This window comes from Planococcus circulans, from assembly GCF_020023385.1.
Classification (GTDB): domain Bacteria; phylum Bacillota; class Bacilli; order Bacillales_A; family Planococcaceae; genus Planococcus.
The window spans coordinates 20,514-39,552 of sequence record NZ_JAIQCL010000006.1 but is presented as its reverse complement, the minus strand read 5'-3'; the positions used below and the strand labels follow the sequence as shown (position 1 = coordinate 39,552).

The 19,039-nt window shown below is 43.9% G+C and carries 20 protein-coding genes; 2 read left to right on the top strand and 18 right to left on the bottom strand.

Features of this window, described 5'->3' with window-relative positions; translation table 11 throughout:
* Positions 1 to 42: 42 nt before the first annotated feature.
* The 5 genes from K8U60_RS11050 to K8U60_RS11030 all read right to left on the bottom strand — a co-directional run bounded on the left by K8U60_RS11050 (position 43) and on the right by K8U60_RS11030 (position 3,286).
* Positions 43 to 309: a hypothetical protein gene (locus tag K8U60_RS11050; RefSeq protein ID WP_223638655.1), complete on the bottom strand. Its 267-nt coding sequence runs from the start codon at positions 307 to 309 to the stop codon at positions 43 to 45.
* 56 nt (positions 310 to 365) lie between these two features.
* Entirely contained in the window at positions 366 to 776 is a 411-nt protein-coding gene (locus K8U60_RS11045; protein WP_223638652.1) for a hypothetical protein, read from the bottom strand.
* 424 nt (positions 777 to 1,200) lie between these two features.
* Complete coding sequence (locus K8U60_RS11040; protein ID WP_223638649.1) at positions 1,201 to 2,271, bottom strand: DmpA family aminopeptidase; 1,071 nt, start codon at positions 2,269 to 2,271, stop codon at positions 1,201 to 1,203.
* Positions 2,272 to 2,379: 108 nt separating this feature from the next.
* Positions 2,380 to 2,583 carry a hypothetical protein gene (locus tag K8U60_RS11035; protein ID WP_223638646.1) on the bottom strand — a complete coding sequence of 68 codons (204 nt, stop codon included), beginning with the start codon at positions 2,581 to 2,583 and terminating at the stop codon, positions 2,380 to 2,382.
* 274 nt (positions 2,584 to 2,857) lie between these two features.
* Positions 2,858 to 3,286 (bottom strand): CBS domain-containing protein, encoded by a 429-nt coding sequence (locus tag K8U60_RS11030; protein WP_223638643.1) that lies wholly within the window; start codon positions 3,284 to 3,286, stop codon positions 2,858 to 2,860.
* A 273-nt stretch (positions 3,287 to 3,559) separates the two neighbouring features.
* Here K8U60_RS11030 and K8U60_RS11025 point away from each other — a divergent pair, with 273 nt between their 5' ends.
* The gene (locus tag K8U60_RS11025) at positions 3,560 to 4,156 is read left to right on the top strand and encodes a TVP38/TMEM64 family protein (RefSeq protein ID WP_223638640.1); all 597 of its coding nucleotides are present in this window, start codon (positions 3,560 to 3,562) and stop codon (positions 4,154 to 4,156) included.
* Between the two features lie 16 nt (positions 4,157 to 4,172).
* Here the strand turns inward: K8U60_RS11025 and guaC are convergent, their stop codons facing one another.
* The 12 genes from guaC to K8U60_RS10965 form a co-directional block, all read right to left on the bottom strand.
* Positions 4,173 to 5,156: a GMP reductase gene (guaC, locus tag K8U60_RS11020; protein WP_223638638.1), complete on the bottom strand. Its 984-nt coding sequence runs from the start codon at positions 5,154 to 5,156 to the stop codon at positions 4,173 to 4,175.
* 144 nt (positions 5,157 to 5,300) lie between these two features.
* Positions 5,301 to 6,608 (bottom strand): MATE family efflux transporter, encoded by a 1,308-nt coding sequence (locus K8U60_RS11015; protein ID WP_223638635.1) that lies wholly within the window; start codon positions 6,606 to 6,608, stop codon positions 5,301 to 5,303.
* Positions 6,609 to 6,692: 84 nt separating this feature from the next.
* Positions 6,693 to 7,451: an ABC transporter ATP-binding protein gene (locus K8U60_RS11010; RefSeq protein ID WP_223638632.1), complete on the bottom strand. Its 759-nt coding sequence runs from the start codon at positions 7,449 to 7,451 to the stop codon at positions 6,693 to 6,695.
* On the bottom strand, positions 7,435 to 8,250 hold the full coding sequence (locus K8U60_RS11005; RefSeq protein ID WP_223638629.1) for an ABC transporter ATP-binding protein: 816 nt from the start codon (positions 8,248 to 8,250) through the stop codon (positions 7,435 to 7,437). Before K8U60_RS11005 ends, K8U60_RS11010 begins: the two co-directional genes overlap by 17 nt.
* Positions 8,247 to 9,086 carry a nickel transporter permease gene (gene nikC / locus K8U60_RS11000; RefSeq protein ID WP_223638626.1) on the bottom strand — a complete coding sequence of 280 codons (840 nt, stop codon included), beginning with the start codon at positions 9,084 to 9,086 and terminating at the stop codon, positions 8,247 to 8,249. The genes K8U60_RS11005 and nikC overlap by 4 nt, the downstream gene beginning before the upstream one ends.
* Positions 9,086 to 10,030 carry a nickel ABC transporter permease gene (nikB, locus tag K8U60_RS10995; protein ID WP_223638610.1) on the bottom strand — a complete coding sequence of 315 codons (945 nt, stop codon included), beginning with the start codon at positions 10,028 to 10,030 and terminating at the stop codon, positions 9,086 to 9,088. The genes nikC and nikB overlap by 1 nt, the downstream gene beginning before the upstream one ends.
* Positions 10,031 to 11,554: a nickel ABC transporter substrate-binding protein gene (gene nikA, locus K8U60_RS10990; RefSeq protein ID WP_223638607.1), complete on the bottom strand. Its 1,524-nt coding sequence runs from the start codon at positions 11,552 to 11,554 to the stop codon at positions 10,031 to 10,033.
* 342 nt (positions 11,555 to 11,896) lie between these two features.
* Positions 11,897 to 12,508 carry a Type 1 glutamine amidotransferase-like domain-containing protein gene (locus K8U60_RS10985; protein ID WP_223638601.1) on the bottom strand — a complete coding sequence of 204 codons (612 nt, stop codon included), beginning with the start codon at positions 12,506 to 12,508 and terminating at the stop codon, positions 11,897 to 11,899.
* Between the two features lie 106 nt (positions 12,509 to 12,614).
* Positions 12,615 to 14,135 carry a hypothetical protein gene (locus K8U60_RS10980; RefSeq protein ID WP_223638598.1) on the bottom strand — a complete coding sequence of 507 codons (1,521 nt, stop codon included), beginning with the start codon at positions 14,133 to 14,135 and terminating at the stop codon, positions 12,615 to 12,617.
* A gap of 246 nt (positions 14,136 to 14,381) precedes the next feature.
* Positions 14,382 to 15,743: a copper amine oxidase gene (locus K8U60_RS10975; RefSeq protein WP_223638595.1), complete on the bottom strand. Its 1,362-nt coding sequence runs from the start codon at positions 15,741 to 15,743 to the stop codon at positions 14,382 to 14,384.
* Positions 15,744 to 15,857: 114 nt separating this feature from the next.
* A complete protein-coding gene (locus tag K8U60_RS10970; protein WP_223638593.1) occupies positions 15,858 to 16,577 on the bottom strand; it encodes an anti-sigma factor in 720 nt (239 codons plus the stop codon).
* Positions 16,570 to 17,136: an RNA polymerase sigma factor gene (locus K8U60_RS10965; protein ID WP_223638590.1), complete on the bottom strand. Its 567-nt coding sequence runs from the start codon at positions 17,134 to 17,136 to the stop codon at positions 16,570 to 16,572. Before K8U60_RS10965 ends, K8U60_RS10970 begins: the two co-directional genes overlap by 8 nt.
* A gap of 305 nt (positions 17,137 to 17,441) precedes the next feature.
* Here K8U60_RS10965 and K8U60_RS10960 point away from each other — a divergent pair, with 305 nt between their 5' ends.
* Complete coding sequence (locus K8U60_RS10960) at positions 17,442 to 18,305, top strand: SDR family oxidoreductase (RefSeq protein WP_223638587.1); 864 nt, start codon at positions 17,442 to 17,444, stop codon at positions 18,303 to 18,305.
* A 62-nt stretch (positions 18,306 to 18,367) separates the two neighbouring features.
* Here the strand turns inward: K8U60_RS10960 and K8U60_RS10955 are convergent, their stop codons facing one another.
* Positions 18,368 to 18,799, bottom strand: a complete 432-nt coding sequence (locus K8U60_RS10955) for an Hsp20/alpha crystallin family protein (RefSeq protein WP_223638584.1) — start codon at positions 18,797 to 18,799, stop codon at positions 18,368 to 18,370.
* Positions 18,800 to 19,039 lie beyond the last annotated feature (240 nt).

Below are 19,039 nucleotides of genomic sequence, written 5' to 3'. Positions count from 1 at the left end.
TCATGTAATTTCGTACGATATTTCAGTAGCAAGCAACCGGGTTTACATAGAGTGCAGACTTGTAGAAAAAATGAGGTACAGACTTAGCGTCAGCACATTGAATAAGACAAGATTGAACCTCAAATCTCCTTTTGCGCCGATCATCGCTGCCACAATCCCCAAACCGCTCAACACGCAAGGCAGATGCAGGTGAAGGCTCAGCAAAATTTCAAGTGGTTTATAGAACCAGTGAATCGCTGCCATTGACAAGGGCAGCATGGTCAATAAAAAGAGGACTGCCGAGATGCATGATAAACATTTCCCATTCATAAGAACACCCTCTTTTCTGTTGTGGGTATCAAAGTTTGACGATCCGGACAAAAAGATCAATTAATGACAGCTTTTAATGCGGCTGCAAAACGTTCGGCAAAAAGTTCAGGAAGTTCTTGGGACTCCATGTATAAGCAAAAGACATCCGTTTCCATAACCAACCGTTGTGTGTAATTGGTGGGTAATGAGACACTTTGGCTGATCAACGCTGAGGAAAACACGGGCAGTTCTTCAGGCAATAAAAGCAGTTCGGCTTTATTCAGCATCTTGCCTTGCTGGTGGATATTTTGAAACGTAATTTCGTAATCGATTTTAAAGCACAAAGTGGAATTTCCTGTTTTGATGGCTAACTCCCTCTGCTTATTCACTACGTGAAGATCTCCAAACACCTCGACCGGTGCTTCCAATATATTCTCCAGAATTTCAGTCAAAGTTTTTACCGGTTGTGCACTAATCATATACTCCATCCTCTCGTCTTCCCGTTAGAATGAACAAGCAAAATATTATTAAAAATAATTTGCTGTTTTGAAAATAGTCAGTCGTATTAACAGTCTTTAAACCCATTTAATTTACTATTAAATTGAAATTCAGTGTTTTTCATAATACTCATAGACTACAATGGATTATGCAAATTGTAAACAATTTAACGTTAATTTAGTATTTTTATTGCAACCTTATTTTTCCAAAAACTATTTTTCTCTATTTCTTCACTGTATTCTTCTATACTTGGATATCTTTAATTCGATAGTTATTTTCTTTTGTATTGCTCGCTGTCTAGAAAGTGTATTCAGCCCAGAAGATAAAGTATTATTCAAATAAACTATTTAATCAGCAGGCAATATTTTGTTTTTATCGAGCTCTTCCCTTTGCTGAAAAGAAAAAAGAACCCGATTAAAGGTCCTTTAAAGTCATCGCATATTTTTCTAGCAATTCTTTCAGTGCTGGTCTTTCATTGCCATCACGTCCAACAACCGCTTCTGCAGTGATCAATGAATTGAGCACTGCTTCTTCCACAGCTTCCCCAACAGCGCGGAAGGCTTCATCCAGATCGTCTTCATGAATGGTTTCGATCGAAAGGGTTTTTTCCGGTTTGGCATGAGGGATTTTATTGGCAGTTGAAAAACCCAGTACGATTTCTCCGCTGCCGTTGGTGATGATGGATCCCGTCCGCGAAAGCCCCGTTACCGCCCGTTTAAGGATCCGGTTCAATTGCCGTTCAGATAACGGAAGATCGGTGGCCACGATGACCATGACAGAGCCCTTGTCTTCTTCTTTATGCGTTTGCTGGATATTTTTCTTTAATGCTTCGCCGATGGGATTGCCGTCGATCGTCAAATCACTCAGCATCCCGAAGTTCGACAGCACCAGTACACCTATCGTATAGGTTCCATGCTCCTGCTCCATAATGCGCGAAGCGGTGCCGATGCCGCCTTTCAGCGAATAGCACAGCATACCTCTGCCTGCTCCGACTGCGCCTTCTTCAAATTCAACAGCGGTATTGTCAAGTGCCTGCCGAACGTGCTCTTCTTTGACAAAACGGCCCCGGACATCATTCAAAAACATATCGTTGCATTCGCCAATCACTGGATTTACCGTGCCGGTCGTGTTGCCGATATCCGGATTCTTCTCCAGCATATAGTCGATGACGGCATTGGCTGCCGTCCCGACATTCAATGTATTAGTCAAAACAATCGGTGTCTCCAACGTACCCAATTCCGCCAGTTGTATCGTCCCCATCGTTTTTCCGAAGCCATTGATGACATGGCTCGAGGCAATCAATTTTTCATGAAACAGATCTCCCTGATGCGGCAGGATTGCTGTCACACCGGTCTGCATATCGCCTTCACTTAAAGTTACATGCCCTATGGAAACACCTTCTACATCTGTTATGGCGTTCAGCACACCGGGCTTCATCTTGCCGATTTCTACTCCATAATCACGAATTCGCTTTTGGTTTCTCAAATGCCCACCCCTATTAAATAATTGATTTGTTGCGATCCTTATCAATACGTTCAGCTATGTATGGCGGTGATGGAAAAATCAAGAGTCAAGCTGCAGTAATTTCTGCTTTTATTTTTTATGATCCAACTTTCTTTCTGCCCGCCTTTTTTCGAATACATTATAAAAACTATAAATTCCGATCAACCCAAGAGTAAACATGCCAAATCCATGGAATATCGACTTAGCCGTCTGGTTTATGGAATCATTGCCGCTGGTGACACTCGATCCTAAGACGAAAAATATGATAATTGCGAACAGGATTCGATCTTTCATCTAACTCCCCCTCTTTTTATCTTCAATCACCTGATGAGTAAAACTGTCATAAATCTTCTTGTACTCATCAATTCTCATACTTATTTTACCATCCTGAATTTATAATGATAGGTGGATCTGCAGGAACTTTCCCCTAGTCGGCAGCAGACGTAAAAGCACAAAACGAAGGTTAAACATGCAACCGAATACCTGGCCATCTTTCGTTGATTCACATTCATACGAAACAAAAAGAAGCATGCCCACCAAGGACATGCTTCTTTCGAATCTTCTTCTTTTAATGCAGCTCTGTGTCTTCTGACTCGGAGACTTCCTCCAGTACAAGGCTGGCATTGTCGTCTGTTTGGTCTCTTACGGCAATGTCTCCCAATGATACGATCCCTACTAACTGATCATTCTCAACAATTGGAAGTCGGCGAATTTGATGTTCGGACATTAAATCAGCAGCGTCTTCGATAGACATATCTTTTGTTCCAGTGACCATTTCTGAAGTCAGAATCTGTGATACAGGGCTATCCAATGAAATTTGAGAAGCGATTCCACGTGTGACAATGTCGCGGTCTGTAACGATTCCAAGTAATCGTTTGCCGTCGCTGATTGGAATGGACCCTACATCGAGTTCCAGCATCTTAGATGCAATTTCCTGAAGGGACGTTTCCGGTGCACATGTCTCGACGTCTTTCGTCATGATGTCGGTAATCTTCATGAATAGTTCCTCCTCTAAAAATTTTACTGCTTATGCCCAGCCTAATGGCTTTTCTGACGACTGAAATGATTTGTCAATTCATCTTTCGCCAAACCTCCTCCTTTCTTTTTCATCTACTATTCCTTATCCATTTTACAAAAAATAAAACGTGTTTTCAGCAAAAAAAAAGGATTTTACGCAGTTTTTTCTGTTTAAAAAACTTTACCGACCGAACTCGCAAACCTCAAATAGCTAATTTTCAGCTGTGTTAAAATGAATCTAAAAAGAGTTGCTGTGTATAGTAAACACTGGTTCTCTAAGAAAGGGGCCTCGCTTATCGAGTCTTTATCCACCATAGTGGAATTTCTGGTTCTCCTGGCCGTCAATTTATCAGTCGGAGCCGTCGGATTTATTCCAAGTGTCCTTGTCACAGTCGTCAATATCCAATCTTTCGGCCTTTACGGCGGTGCAGTTTTAACTTTTTCCGGTGAAATCATCGGTGCTTTTCTTGGATTTTACCTGTACCGCTTTGGATTTTCCAAAGCAGACCCAAAATGGCTGCGGCACCCCTTTTGGCAAAAGTTCCAGGACCAGCCGACTACCCGCGTCTTCAGCCTGGTGATTCTGCTGCGGCTGCTTCCTTTCATGCCATCCGGATTTGTGACAGCAGGTGCAGCCTTGACGAGCATCAGCGGCAGACTGTTCTTTACCGCCAGCACCATCGGCAAAATACCGGCTGTCCTTTTGGAACTGGCTGCAGTTTACGGATTTACCCAAGCAGTCCCAGTCACCATCCAGTACATCCTGTTCGGCGCAGTATTGGCTGTTTCCCTCACCATCTTTTTCATTAACTCTTCCAAACGGAAAAAAAGCCCTCAATCGACGGATTGAGGGCTTTTGGACTGATTCAGTAGACTTTATCGCCATTGAAGATGGAGTTTTTGACGATGACGTAATCCACATTGCGGATCGCCAGCAACTTGTCTCCTCCAGCGTATGAAATGGAAGATTGAAGATCCTGTTCCATCTCCACCAGCGTATCTTTAAGCGATCCTTTGTATTCCACATACATTTTCTTGCCTTCGACGTTTTTCTTCTCACCTTTTTGAAATTCAGAAGCTGACCCGAAATATTCCTTTAACAGCTTGCCGTCTTGATTGATCGTTTGTCCAGGTGATTCCTCGTGCCCCGCAAAAAGAGAACCGATCATCACCATTGAAGCACCGAAACGTACCGATTTGGCAATATCGCCATGCGTACGGATTCCACCGTCCGCAATGATCGGTTTGCTCGCCGCTTTTCCGCACCAGCGAAGTGCAGCCAACTGCCAGCCGCCTGTACCGAACCCTGTCTTAATCTTGGTGATGCACACTTTTCCGGGACCGATGCCCACTTTCGTCGCATCTGCTCCGGCGTGTTCCAATTCCCGGACAGCTTCTGGTGTACCGACATTTCCAGCGATCAAAAAGCTGTCTGGCACCAATTTCTTGATATGCTGAATCATCTTGATCACAGCGTTCGAATGGCCATGAGCCACATCGATTGTAATGTATTCCGGCGTGATTTTTTCATCAGCCAACTGTTGGATAAATTCATACTCTTCCGATTTTACGCCGACACTTATGGAAGCGTAAAGTCCGCGCTGTTGCATGTCTTTTGTAAATGCCAAGCGTTTTTCAGGCTCAAATCTATGCATAATATAAAAATAATTATTTTCAGCCAGAAATCCGGCGATTTTTTCATCTACAATAGTCTGCATATTTGCAGGTACGACCGGCAACTTAAAGGTCCGTCCACCGAATTCAATCGAGGTATCGCATTCTGATCGGCTTTCCACCACCGCTTTTGCAGGAACCAACTGAATATCTTCGTAATCAAACACATTTTCCATAAATTACACCCCTATACACGAATGATTTTTCAATATACCATCATTATTGTTCGTCCATATGATAATGTACTTTATTTTGGAGGAGATGTCAAAGAACAAAAATATTTGCTTGTCAATAGCAGGATTTCATCTTAGACGATGTATCTATTGGGATTTACCCTGTAATAAATTCAACTTTGGAATATACATTACTAGAAAAACAGATCTGCCAAGGCTAAACAAGATAAAAGCCAGCCATAGTCCATGATTTTGTAAAATTGGGACCCCTCCCCAGAGGGCAAGCAAAAATACCCCTAATGCGAAAAGCATCGAATTTCTGATATGTGCTGTTTCGGTAGCACCTGTAAAGACGCCGTATAATACAATGCCAAAACTTGCGACTAAAGGATACAGCAATAGCCAGTCTCCATAAATTCCGCCCAATTCGATTACTTCAGGAATCGAGGTGAAAAACGAAAATAAGGATTCGCTAAAAAGCCAATAACTCACAGTCAGCAACAGTGAGGAGTAAATGGCCCATTGAAATGATAAATTGATCGTTTTTTTAAAAAGTCTGGAATCATTCGAACCAACCGCTCTTCCGGAAAGGATGCTTGAAGCATTGGAAATTCCGTCATAAAAATAAGCCATTAAATAATGAACCTGCAGCAGAACAGCATTAGCGGCCAATGTTTCTGTGCCAAATGCCGCGCTTTTATAAGTGAACAAGTTTATAACAGTAAGCAGGCAGAGCGTACGGATAAATAAATCCTGATTGACAGCCATCATCTTCTTGATGGAAGATCCATCGGTGACCAGTGTTATTGAAGGCACCTGGAACTGATAAGAAGTTCCTTTCCAAACGATCCAAAGTCCGAACAGACAGGCCGTTACTTCAGCGATCAACGTGGCAGAGGCGACTCCGGATACTCCCCAGCCGAAACCAAAAACAAAAATCACATCCAGCAGAATGTTCAGCAAGTTCATAAAAACCTGTATCATCACTGATATTTTAATGCGCGCCATGCCGATTAACCAACCCATGATGACGTAATTGACCAAAGTAAACGGTACTCCCCAGATTCGGATGCCGAAATAGTCGGATGCCAGCGCAGAGACGTCTTCAGCAGGATCAAGCAAAGTTAACGCAAGAAATTCAATCGGTTTCTGCAGCAGAAAGAAACTGAGTCCTACAACAAGCGCAATAATCAATGGCCGAATAAGGGCAAGTGTCCCTAATAAGGAATCGTTAGCTCCATTCGCCTGTGCAGCAAAACCGGATGTTCCAATTCGCAAGAAGCCGAAAAGCCAATATAGTGTGTTGAAGATCACTGCCCCGATGGCAACACCGCCTATAAAAGCGGGGTCCGGCAATTGACCAACGACCGCCGTGTCGACAGCTCCCAGCAAAGGGGTGGTGATAGTTGATAGTGTCAATGGAATCGCCAGAGCAAGGTATGTACGATGATTCATTTTGAAGCTCCTAACTATTAATTTGAAAAATTACTGCCATATGCCATATTAGCAAATATATTCAGGCAGTACAGAATTTATTCTTCAAAACATGGAAACCAGTTCTTTCGTATAAGGATGCCGGTTTTGCAAAAAAATCTCATCACTTCTGAAACCATCAATGATGCGCCCTTCTTCCATCACCAGCATTTTCTGGCTTAAAGAAGCAACGGCCGCTAAATCATGGGATATAAAAACGTAGGAAAGTGAAAATTGCCGGCGAAGTTTCTCCAGCAATTTCAATAGCGAAGCCTGGGACAGCACATCAAGGCTGGAAGTCGGTTCGTCAAGTATGAGGACTTCGGGTTCTATGCTGATGGCTCGGCTAATAGTCACGCGTTGCTGTTGCCCGCCGCTCAGTTCGTGCGGATAACAGTCTGCAAGGTGGGCAGGAAGTTCAACCGCCTCCAGCAATTGGCTAATATAGTCTTCTTTGCTTGTAAAATTGAAATGCTGCAACTCTTTCTGGCTGCCATATTGCTGGTAGGGGTCCATCAGCGAATCTTTTATTTTCAATTTCGGGTTCAGCGAAGCGGAGGGATTCTGGAAAACTGCCTGAATGTGCTTCCTGAAAGGATTGAGACTTTTATCGGTTTGATTATGGAGCATATAGCCGTTCATGGAAATTTCTCCCGCATCTATTTTTTCAAGTTGCAGAAGACAGCGTGCCAATGTGCTTTTGCCGCAGCCGCTTTCTCCGATGATTCCCAGGCATTGGCCTTTTTCCAGTGTAAAGGAGATATCTTTCAATACCTGTTTGCCGTTCGGAAATGATTTATCGACATGGCTAATCTTCATCAACATTCTCATCCGACCTCCTGTCATGCAGATTTTCCGGCTTTTTTAACACCGGAATTGCTTCAACCAATGCTTGTGTATATGGGTGTTTCGGAAACTCGAGAATGGTGGACTGATCTCCTTGCTCAATAATATGGCCTTCTTTCATCACGAGTATACGGTCAGCGTATTTGCTTGCGTGCCGCAGATCGTGTGTGATAAACAAAATGGCGCATCCCGTCTCTTCCTGCAGCTTTGCCAGCAGTTGAAGAATCCGGAATGATGAAATGCTGTCCAGAGCTGTCGTCGGTTCATCCGCAATCACCAGATCAGGTTTAAGCAGCAATGCTAACGCAATTGCGGTGCGCTGCAGCTGTCCACCGCTTAGTTGGAAAGGGTAGCGGCTTACTAAGTCTTTTGTAAGTCCTACAGAGCCCAATGCCTCCTGTGTGTTCTTGTTGCGCTGAGCTTTTGTCATCCGGAGATGCGTTCGCTGGTATTCATCAAAATGCTTTCCAATGGTCAAGAATGGCGTAAAGGAACTCTGATAATCCTGAAAAATATAGGAAATCCTATTTCCACGGATGCTTCTCATTTTTTTGGAAGTCATGGCCAATACATTGGCTCCGTTAAACTCAATCGTACCTTTGGCTTGCAGATTGGGCTTCAGTAATTGTCCAATGGCAGATGCAGTCATGCTTTTGCCGCTTCCGCTCTGGCCAACGATAGCGAGCCAATCCCCTGGGTCTACTTCAAATGAGATTTCTTTGACGATTTGTTGATCTTTTGTTTCGACTGTCAGTTTATGGACTTTCAATAAACTCATGATCGCACTTCCTTCTTCACATCAAACTTGTCCCGCAGATAATCACCCAGAACATTTGAAATCAGCACAACCGTAATAATGGCCAGACCTGGATAAACCATCAACGAAGGCATGGACTGAAAATAAGGGCGCGCATCATTCAGCATGGCTCCCCATTCAGGAGCCGGCGGTTGAGCGCCAAGCCCAATATAGGATAGGGACGAAATCAATAAAATGATTTTCCCCATATCCAGGCTGGCAAGAACCAGCACATTGCCGATGATATGGGGGAAAAGATGTTTCCGAATAATTTTCCCGTCATGCAAGCCGTTGATTTTCGCCATCGCTATATACTCTTTTTGACGCTCACTTACCACCGTGCTTCTGACAAGGCGTGCATAATTGACCCATTTCACAAAAACGATAGCGAGCAGTAAATTTTCAATCCCCGGTCCGAGCAGACCACTTAAGACAATCGCCACAATGGTATCCGGAAAAGCCAGAAATGTATCGGCAATTCGCATAAGTACGCGTTCGAGCAGGCCCCCTTTGTATCCGGCAATCAAACCAATCGGCAGGCCGATGGCTACCGCTATCAGCAATGCCAAAAATGCATACCCTACTGTCAGTTGTGCTCCAAGTAAAATGCGCGTCAGCACATCCCTTCCCAAATGATCCGTTCCAAATGGATGCGAAAAGCTCATCGGCAAAAGTCTAGAGCCTAAATCAACAAAATCCGGATCATGTTTTAAGAATAGAAAAGTATAGGTGGTGAGCAAAGCCAATAGACTCAGCAATAACAGCAAAAGACCTGTCTTCCAATTTAATTTACTGTAGTTGATCGGGAAAGCGCCCATCAATTCCCCTTCCTTTCCTTTAGCCTGATTTCCGGATTTAAATAGCGGTATGAGAGATCAACCAGGCTGTTGACCACAAATACAATAATGGCCATGATGAACAGATAGCCTTGGATAACGGGATAGTCACGGCTTCTAATGGCTTCTACGACCATCTTACCAATTCCTGGATAAGCAAAAATCACCTCGATGACCACCACTCCACCGATCAAACTTCCCAAACTGACACCAAATACGGTAATCACCGGCGGTAAAGCAGCCCGCAGTGCATGAGTGAAAAAAATCCGAATTTCGGAAATTCCTCTCGAGCGGGCTGCTTTTATATACTCATTGCTTAAAGAATCGATTAAGCTGGAGCGGAGCAGCCTGACATAAACACTTGTAATGGCAAGCCCCAATGTTGCGGACGGCAAGAGGATGGAAACAAAGCCGTCCCTGCCCATCGTCGGCAGCACATTCAACCGGACGCCAAACAGATCAATTAATAAAAGTCCAAGCCAAAAGCTTGGGACAGCGGCGCCGAACAGTGAGAACCAGCGGCTGACGTGGTCAATCCAGCTTCCCCGGTAAAGGGCTGCGAGCGATCCTAAAGGCAGAGCGATGAGAACCATGACAATCAGTGCTCCTGCGGTCAATTCCAATGTCGCCGGAAGCCCGCTTACCAGCATTTCCAAAACCGGTTGGTTGGTCAAATAGGATTCCCCAAAATCCAATTTCACAAAATTCACAAACCACTCGCCATACTGGACTAAAAGCGGCTCATTGAATCCCATGTCTTCACGAAGCTCTTCCACTTGTGCCGCGGTCACCGATACATCATCTACCCGCAAAATCGACAACACCGGATCCCCGGGTGCCAGCCTTGCAAACAGGAAGCTAACAAAAGTAATTAATAAGAGAAAAACTGCCACTTCGATAAATCTTGTCAATAAAATCCGTGCCATTTATTTCACATCCAGGGTATTGGTCAACATATAATACTCGCTGCGGGTCGTAACCCAATTTTCTACTTTATCGGCGTTGTAAGCGACTAATGTATTAGGATGCAGGATAAACGAATTGTATACATGGTCATCCACATACAACGCGATTTTTTCAGCAATGACTGAACGCGCTTCTTCTCCTACTGTCAAATTCAGTTCATCGATCAAAGCAGTCAACTGATCATCAGCAGCTCCGCTAAAGTTCAAAGCTCCCTGCGGATGGTAAGTTGCATTTAAGTAATAGCCTGCGTCTCCGCGTGGAGCTGTTAAATTACTGTAGGTAGTCAAGTCCCAATCACGGTTGGCTGCCATATATTCTTCCGGCACTTCAATTTGTTGGATATCTACAATTATGCCCAATTGTTTGGCATCTGACTGAAACACCTGGGCGATCAATGGCAAATCTGCACGAGCACTGTAAGTCAGCATTGTCCATACTAAAGGTTCTCCATCTTTTTGCATTACGCCGTCTTTTTCTTCATAACCTGCCTGTGCCAAAAGCTTTTTGGCTGCTTCAGGTCCGGTCTGTTTTTCAGGATAATCCGGGGCAAATGAGAAAGTCGAAGGAAATGGACCTTCTGCCACTTCTGCATGTCCTTTTAAAATTGTGTCTGCAATCAAATCACGGTTGATCAGTGCATCTACAGCTTTTCTCACGTTGATGTCTTTCATTGATTCCCTCTGTAGGTTCATCGTCATCTGGTGTACCCGGAAAGTGGAGGTCGATTCGACTTTTACACCCGGAACCGACTCCAGATTTTCCAAACTTTCAACTTCTGGGCGGAATGAAATGTCCGCATCTCCTGATTCGAGTGCAAGCGATCTAGCGTTGGCATCTTCATTGAATGAAAAGCGTGCCGCCTCTAATTTTGCAGCTCCATCCCAATAATCATCGTACCGGACAAGATCGACTGCCGTTCCAGGGGTAAATGATTCGACGGCAAACGGACCAGTACCGATCGGCCGGTTAATATAATCGGTTTCAGTAATATCTATAATCGAAGTGTTAGGATGAACCAGTTCGGAAGGAAATTCAGGAAATGGCATGGTTGTTTTCACCCTTAACAGCTGTCCATCAGCTTCCATCGACTCGATCCGCAAAGCATTCTCAATAGCCACATTATCCTTCATCGCCCGTTCCAGTGAAGCTTTTACGGCTTCCGCATCCAGTGGATTGCCATTTTGGAACGTGACCCCTTCGCGCAATTGAATTGTCCAGTCTTGTCCATTGTCACTGTGCCAGCTTTCTGCAAGCCACGGTTCAAGTGTCAGCGAATCGTCATTCAAATGCACCAAAGTCTCTGTAATTCCTGCGCGCAATGGTACATAGCTGCTGTCAACATTGGGATCCAGCGACCGTGCTGCGAAGTTGAACAGCAAATTAAGTTCTTTGCGGTCCTCTTCCTGCTGATTTGCTGCACCTGATGTGCATGCGGTTAAGAATAGCGTTACTACTATAAACAGTAATCCAAATACCTTCTTCATCAATGAACACGCCCCTTTTTCAAGTGTAATTATTACGGTTTGTAAATTAAAAATATTCCCTTTCTCTCCTTGTACAGCTTGGAGAAAAAGGGAACTTTCTTCTTAAGCTCTTCTATAAATAAACTTTATGTATTTTACAAACTGTAACTGTTACGTTTTACATCATATCCTTTTGAAGTTTCCAATGCAATCTTTTTTTATAATTTGATTGTAAAATACGGCATCTGTCCGTTTTAGAATTTTCTGCTGAAATCAAACAGGCCAGCCACTTCGGGAAGCGGCTGGCCTGTTTTGGATACTCTCTATTTTTCTGTGTAGCAGAACCTTCACTTTAATGGAACATTAGTCGAACAACAAATATTCATCGTCCTTAAGTCTGGATACTGCTACTCGTTTTATGGATTCGAATTGTTTTATCCGTTCTTCTATCGTTCTCCCCACTTCATCAGGAAAAAGGTCTTCCCGATCATAATGGGGGAAAAGGAGGATGTCAGTAAGGTTCAAGGCATTAAAGTCCGTCAGTTTTGGTGTATTCAATTCCGGCGCAAAAAAAGCAGCCAGCTCGATAGTGCCCCCAAGGACCATCGCACCGGCACTCGCGCCGATAAAGACCGTATCTTGTTGAGCAAGTTTTCTGAGGACCTTTATGCCGCCGCTTATCTTCATCCGATAAAGAAGTTGAATAGGATTTCCCCCGTTCAAAAAGATGACATCATACGTTTCAAGTGCTGTTGGATTTTCATATTCGAAGTCAAAAAAAGCGACATGGCAAATGTCCATTTCAAACAAATCTTTTTGTGCTTTAATTGCAGACTTGCTCGACTCTTTCTGTGGAGAAGCTGTGGTGATGATAACCGCTCTGATTTCTGATGGGGGCTTCGGCAATACTGATAAGAATTTCCATTTAATCCCTTCGGTAAAAAAACCGTTGGATGTCAGCAGCATCTTGCACATCGTATTCCTTCTTTCCAGTTGGTGAGCCATGTTCAATTAAGGCATGGTTCTCCTGATTTGAATGAGTGGATATAAAAGCACCGGCATACTCGCTACTCCGCAACAGTTAAAATTCACCTGGATACTCCTTGTCCAACTTCTCATTTAAACGATCAAGCACATAGGGATTATAAAGCCATTCTTCATCCAAAAGCTGACGATAGCCTTCTGTTGCTTTACTGGAATTTATTTTTTCATAAATGGCTATCAGGTCTTCTTCATAGAAATAGAATTCAGTATCCTCCTGTAATTTTTCTGCCTGTAAAGCTGACTCCAACGATAGCTGCGGATCGATCAACAAGTAAATTTCCGCCAGTAAAAACAAGTCATCAATGAGGAAATCTGCGTGGTCTGCCGCAATCTTCCGATTCATCAAATCTGCAGCTTCCATGAAATTCCCCCGAGCCAATTGGATATCCACAAGCATCCAATCCGCTGCATCGTTGTCATAAATGTCTCCAGCTTCTTTGATGGCCGTCGCTGTTTTTTCAGCCCCCTCATAATCTTTCTGTTCGAATTGTATATGGGAAAGTTCGTACCATTCATCCAATTGCTCTTGTTCCGCAATCATCTTTTCAAGGAAGATGTCCTGATATTCTTCAATTTCCATACCGATCATCGTTTCCAGCTTATTATAGAATGTACTGGTGGATCTGGATTTCAATAAATCCACAATGAAACCCTCTCCATAAGCATCCACCAGTGATTCCACCGCCAAAAAACCCTGAGCGTATGGATCATAACTAGCTGAAGCAGAACTGTCATACTCTTCTTGGCTGTCGAGATCATGGAAATCGATGAGTTCAATAGTTTTCAGGTCATACCAACCACTGGAATCATCCGCAAAATAATCGGCGATGCCTTCTTCAAACCAGGAAGGAATCCGTGTAATCGGCAAACTATACTGATTGGAGAAAAGATGGCTCTGGTAATGGGAGTATTCATGCACCAAGATCAGTTCCCAGTTTTCATCAGTAGGAACCAGGTGGATGCTTTTGTTGCCTAAGTTATAATACCCGGCGACTTCCCCCGAACCATAGCTGGATTCAAGAGAGCCGTAATCATCATGGAACTCGACTGTCAATCCACCTTCATCGCTGGTGCCCAGAATCGAATTGAAGCTTTGCCGTTCCCGTTGGAGAACCTCATCCATTTTAGCGATTTCAGCTTCGGTTTCTTCAGAATAAAAATAGATGACCCCATTTTTTTCGGTCTTCATCAACTCTTTTTGTGAGGAAACTTGAAAAACTGTCGAGGCGAACAGCCTGACTTTGTCATCTGATGCTTGCTTGTCGTCTCCGGTTGTAAAGACGACAAAAGAATTGATGACGGCCACTACCAGCACCACAAGAAATAGGATGGATGAAAAAATCAGCATTCCGACTGCTTCGCTGATACTCTTGAGCTTCAAGAATCTCAACTTTCCTTTTATGGCCCCTATCATACCGGCTAAGAAAAGGATTGTGCAGACTAGAAGGAACGTGCCCGCAACCATCAATCCCCCAATCAGCCCTTGATTTAGAATAAGGAAATAGGCAAGATACGAACTGAAAATTAACATAAGGAATTGCTTAACTGTGCTTTTCATCGATACCCCCACTTTACATTTATAGAAAATCTGCAGGCTTGAAAAGGTAATAAGTCCTTAATCTTTTCTAAATAGTAGCAGGTATCCAAAACAATATATAGTCTTATTGAGGTCCTCAAGACATTTTTTTATCAGCTAAGAACATCACGAGTATGGGATGCTTTACAGAACGCAAAAAAAGAACAGCCCTGAAGCCGGGTTTCACGACTTCAGGGCTGTTCTCTGTTTACATTTCACTTTCTTGCTTTATTGTTTGCGGAAACGCAAAGCAAGGGTTGTTGTCAATCCTGCAAGCATTAGCCCAGCTAAGATCCAAAGGTATGGAATCGTACCTGTATCCGCTGTGCCGCCCATACCGGTTGCCGGCATTTCTGAAGGCATTTCAGTTGCGCCAAACTCTTCCGGGAACTGGTCGACGATGGCTGCTGATAATCCAGCTGCTGGCATTGTCATATGTGCATAGGCTTCACGAATCGAGCTGTAAGCTGTTTCGTAATCGCCTGCTACATATGAGTCAAAAGCCATCAATAATTGGTCGACGTGAGCCGTCAATCCTTCTTCCAATGCATCAGCCGGTACACGGCCTTCTGTTGCTGCATCAAGCAAAGCGGCCTGTTCGACAATATAGCCATCAAGATCAGCTTTTGCCTGCTCTTGTGCTGCTGCATCGCCTTCACCTGTCGCTACAACGTAATCCACAAAGTAGCCGATATGGGATTTCCAGATTTCTTCAAATTGCGCCCCTGCTTCTTCTCCGTAGACAGATTCCACTGCTGCAGACAAGTCATCTGCATTGGCGATCAATGCAGCAGAAGCCTGTTCAAAGCTTTCAGCCCCATCGGCACCATCTTGCATTGCCATTGCGGCAAGTCCGGCATGCTCAGTAAATGTCATGTTCAATTGAGCGCGTAAATCTGCTGCTGGTGTATCCGGATTCGTGTTATCGAACTTCTCTGGGAATTGTGTCGTGATGGCTATCGATAGGCTTTCCGCGAACATGCTCATATGGTGAATGGATTCACGTTCAAGCGAGTAAGCAGTTTCGTAGTCGCCCGCTACATACGCATCAAAAGCGGAAATCAGCTGATCGACGTGCATATCCAATCCTTCCTGAACCGCTGCTGCCGGCAGAAGCCCGCCCGTTGCAGTGTCGAAGAATGTTGATTGTTCCACTTTGTATTCTTCCAAAGCGGCCAACGCCTGCTCTTTGCCTTCCTGGTTATCTTCAGCTGTTGCTGTTACATAATCAACAAAGTAGCCGATATGGGATTTCCAGATCTCGTCAAACTGTGCTGCGCCTTCTTCCCCGTAGACAGAACCGACAGCCGCTGAAAGATCGTCAGCGTTTGCCAATAATGCACCCGAAGCCTGTTCGAAATCTTCGGCGCCATCAACGCCTTTTCTCATCGCTTCGACTGCCAGGAATGCATGTTCGGTCAATGTGGTATCCAGTGCGATGCGCAATTCCGCTGCCGGCGTTGCTGTGCTTGACTCCATGGCCGTTTCGCTAGCTGGAGTCGCATGGCCGTGGCTGTCCGCCAATGCCGCCGTGGGTACTAATAAGGCTAATGATAGTGGAAGTGCTAATAGACATTTGTTTAATTTCATCTTAATCTCTCCTCTTTTTTTATAGTTTCATAGACATAACGGAGAGCGTTTACATTTAGATCACATTTACTTAAAAAAAATCAAATAAAAAAAACTGACCGCTAAAGCGGCCAGTTAAATTCCTGCACTCAGTATAACTTCACCTTCGGGCAATTCGTTTCCTGCCTGAGGTTCCAACGTTATGGCAATCGTATCCCAGTCGGCTGAACTTTCATCCAACTGATAATAGCTTGCCCCTTCACCATTTGGGTTGGGTGAAAAAGCGCCTGCCGGTATCGGCTTGTCATCCTTGATCAACCACACCTGATAAACCTGGCTGTCTTCCAGCTCTGCCAATCGATCGGCTTGTACAACTAAATTGAGCGAACCCTCTTCTTCAATCATCGCTGCGGTTGCGGTTCCCTCAAATGCTTCATTCGGCTCCAGCTCAATAGACTCGATCGCCGTTTCCGGTGCATCTTCCTGATCTGATAATTGGAAGAAAGCATAGGCATTGCCCAGTAAGGATGCGAGGAGTACAGCCGCAAGGAGCGGCTTCCATAAGCCAGGCTTTCTTTTTGGCTTGTGCATCGGTATGGCGGCCATTTCCGGCTTCAAGGCCACTGGCGGTTCATCCTGTTCTCGCTCTTCTTCAAATACATTAGACAGAATACGCGCTTTCATGCCTGCCGGCGGTTCCACCGGATCTGCAAGATAAGGGAGCTCGCCTGTCGCTTCTACTATTTCCTGGCATTCCGTACATGTTTTCAAATGATGTTCATATTGCTGGATTTCGTCTGCTGATAGCGTTCCGTTCAAATAATCCACTAAACGGTCACAATCCATGTTAGTCATCGTAAGCCCCCCTTTCCTGCAACCCATGCAGAGATGTTTTTAATTTTTTTAACGCAAGCCTTATTCGGCTCTTCACAGTTCCGAGTGGAATATCGCACATATCTGCAATCGTTTCATGGGTATGCCCCTTAAAATAAAACAAGTCGATCATTTTTTGCTGCTCAATGGATAAATGCTGAACAGCCGTTTCGATCTGCCCTTTCTTTTCCTGCCATTCCACCTGTTCGGCAACAGGCGCATCGTTGCTGGCCACCTGAGCCGCCTCTTCAATCGGCACGGTCGGTTTTTTGCGTTTCCGTATCAAGTCGATGGCTGTATTTTGTGCCATTCTGAAAAGCCAGGAAGTGAATTTCCCTTTACTTTCATCGTACACCCCTTTGCCGCGCCAGATCTTAATGAATACTTCCTGTAACACCTCTTCAGCCAGATCGCGATCTTCCAGCATCTTATATAGAAAAGAGAAAAGGATTTTTTCATAGCGGTCGTATAATTGTTCGAGCGCGGCTTTGTCTTGTTCATTGATCCGCAAATATAGATGTGTATCGGTAGTTTTTTCCATCCCCTGTCTCCTTTTTACATATTTCGTATACCTACCTTACTATACTTCCCGCTACAGGAAAATCTTTTCTTTTCATGGGCTGTTCTCCGTGTCCTTGGCTACGGAAAAGAATCTTACGCTTGAATTCTACTAATTCCGAAAAAGCAACAGTCAGCTGGAAACTACGCATAGCCTGGAAGTTATTAAAAAGTTCTTCCGTTTTTATCTGCTATATACAAAACGCATGTAACAAGGAATTAGTTCACTATTGGTTAAAATCGGGAATAGAACTGTAGGTAGAAAACAGAACGACTGGAGGAATCCTTATGATCTATAACATCACCGCTGCAACCGGCCATCTTGGTGTCAAAATCGTCGAAGAAGCATTAAAGTACATGGATCCAAAAAATCTGGTGCTGACAGTGCGCAATCCTGAAAAAGCTTTGCATTTCCAAAAAAAGGGAATACAAATAAAACAGGCGAATTACCGCTCTGAATCAGCAATGGCAAATGCTTTCAAGGGTACAGATGTGCTCATCTATATTCCAAGTCTTACGTTCCCGAGCGTCGCACGAATCATGGAATTCGAGAATGCGATTTTGGCTGCTGAACAAACCGGGATCAAACAATTCATTTTTATCGGTTTCATGGCTGACCACGGCAATAACCCGTTTAAAATGAGCCCATTTTTCGGCTATGTCCAGCGCCGTTTGGCATCCGGATCAGTTCCATTCACTTATATCCGAAACGGCATGTATTCTGATCCCCTGCCTCCTTATCTGCCGGAACTGGCCGAACGGGGAAAAATTCTTTATCCGGTTGGTGACGAGCGAATTTCTTTTATTTCCAGAAAGGATCTGGCAAAAGCCATCGTTCAAATTGCGTTGAAACAGGAGTTGCACGGCAATGAGTTTACGTTGACCGGACCAAAAGCGTGGTCTATGACTGAACTTGCCGAATTGCTCTCACAAATCAGCGGAACATCAATTTTCTACGATCCGCTCAGCAATGAGGAATTCGCGGAACTTTATGACGAACCGAAAGGGTTCGGTCCTGTTCTTGTTTCTTTGTATGAAGCTGCAGCCAGGGGATTGATGGCGGAAGTTACAGAGGATTTTGAAAGCATCACAGGAGAGGCAGCGGAAGATTTATCGATATATATTGAACGTGAATACCGGAATCTTCCTTAATGCCAGAGAAAAGACCGAAGAGCCTTTTGGCTTTTCGGTCTTTTCATATAGTTTACATGAAGCTACTCGATCAAAATCTGGTGCCCTTCGTCTTTCTTCTTGTCTTCTTTTGATTTAGGAACCTGAATCATCAAAACACCGTCTTTAAAAGATCCGGAAATTTCGTTTTGTTCCACGTCACCAACATAGAAGCTTCGCTTGAAAGAGCCATAGGACCGTTCTTTCCGGATATAATGGCCGTCGTTTTCTGTTACTTCTTTGTTTTCTTCCTTCTTCCCTTGAAGTTGAAGATAACCATCTTTGTATTCAACTGAGATATCTTCTTTTTTGAATCCTGGTACATCCACTTCCACTTCATAATGGTCGTCGGCATCTTTGATGTCTACTTGAGGATAATTGGCTTCTTTGAAAAAACGATCGAAAACATCCATTTCAAAATTGCTGTCAAAAAGGCTTGGGAAAAAATCTTCCCGTTTTCTTGGTAAAAGTCTCATTTTCAAACTCTCCCCTCGAAAAAATTTTAATGGAACATCACTTTGAAATGCTCTACGAAAATCTGCTTTACCCAACGACTGCTGTCTTCCTGCTAATACCGATTATCCCTCCTTTGCCTTCTAAATTGCTGGTGAGTGATTTGCCGCTCTCTCTAATAATAATTATAGAAAATGATGTTTTTTTGTCAATTAAAAGCTTTCAAAATTAACAGGAAAATTCAGATTTTTTTGCTGCTTGGA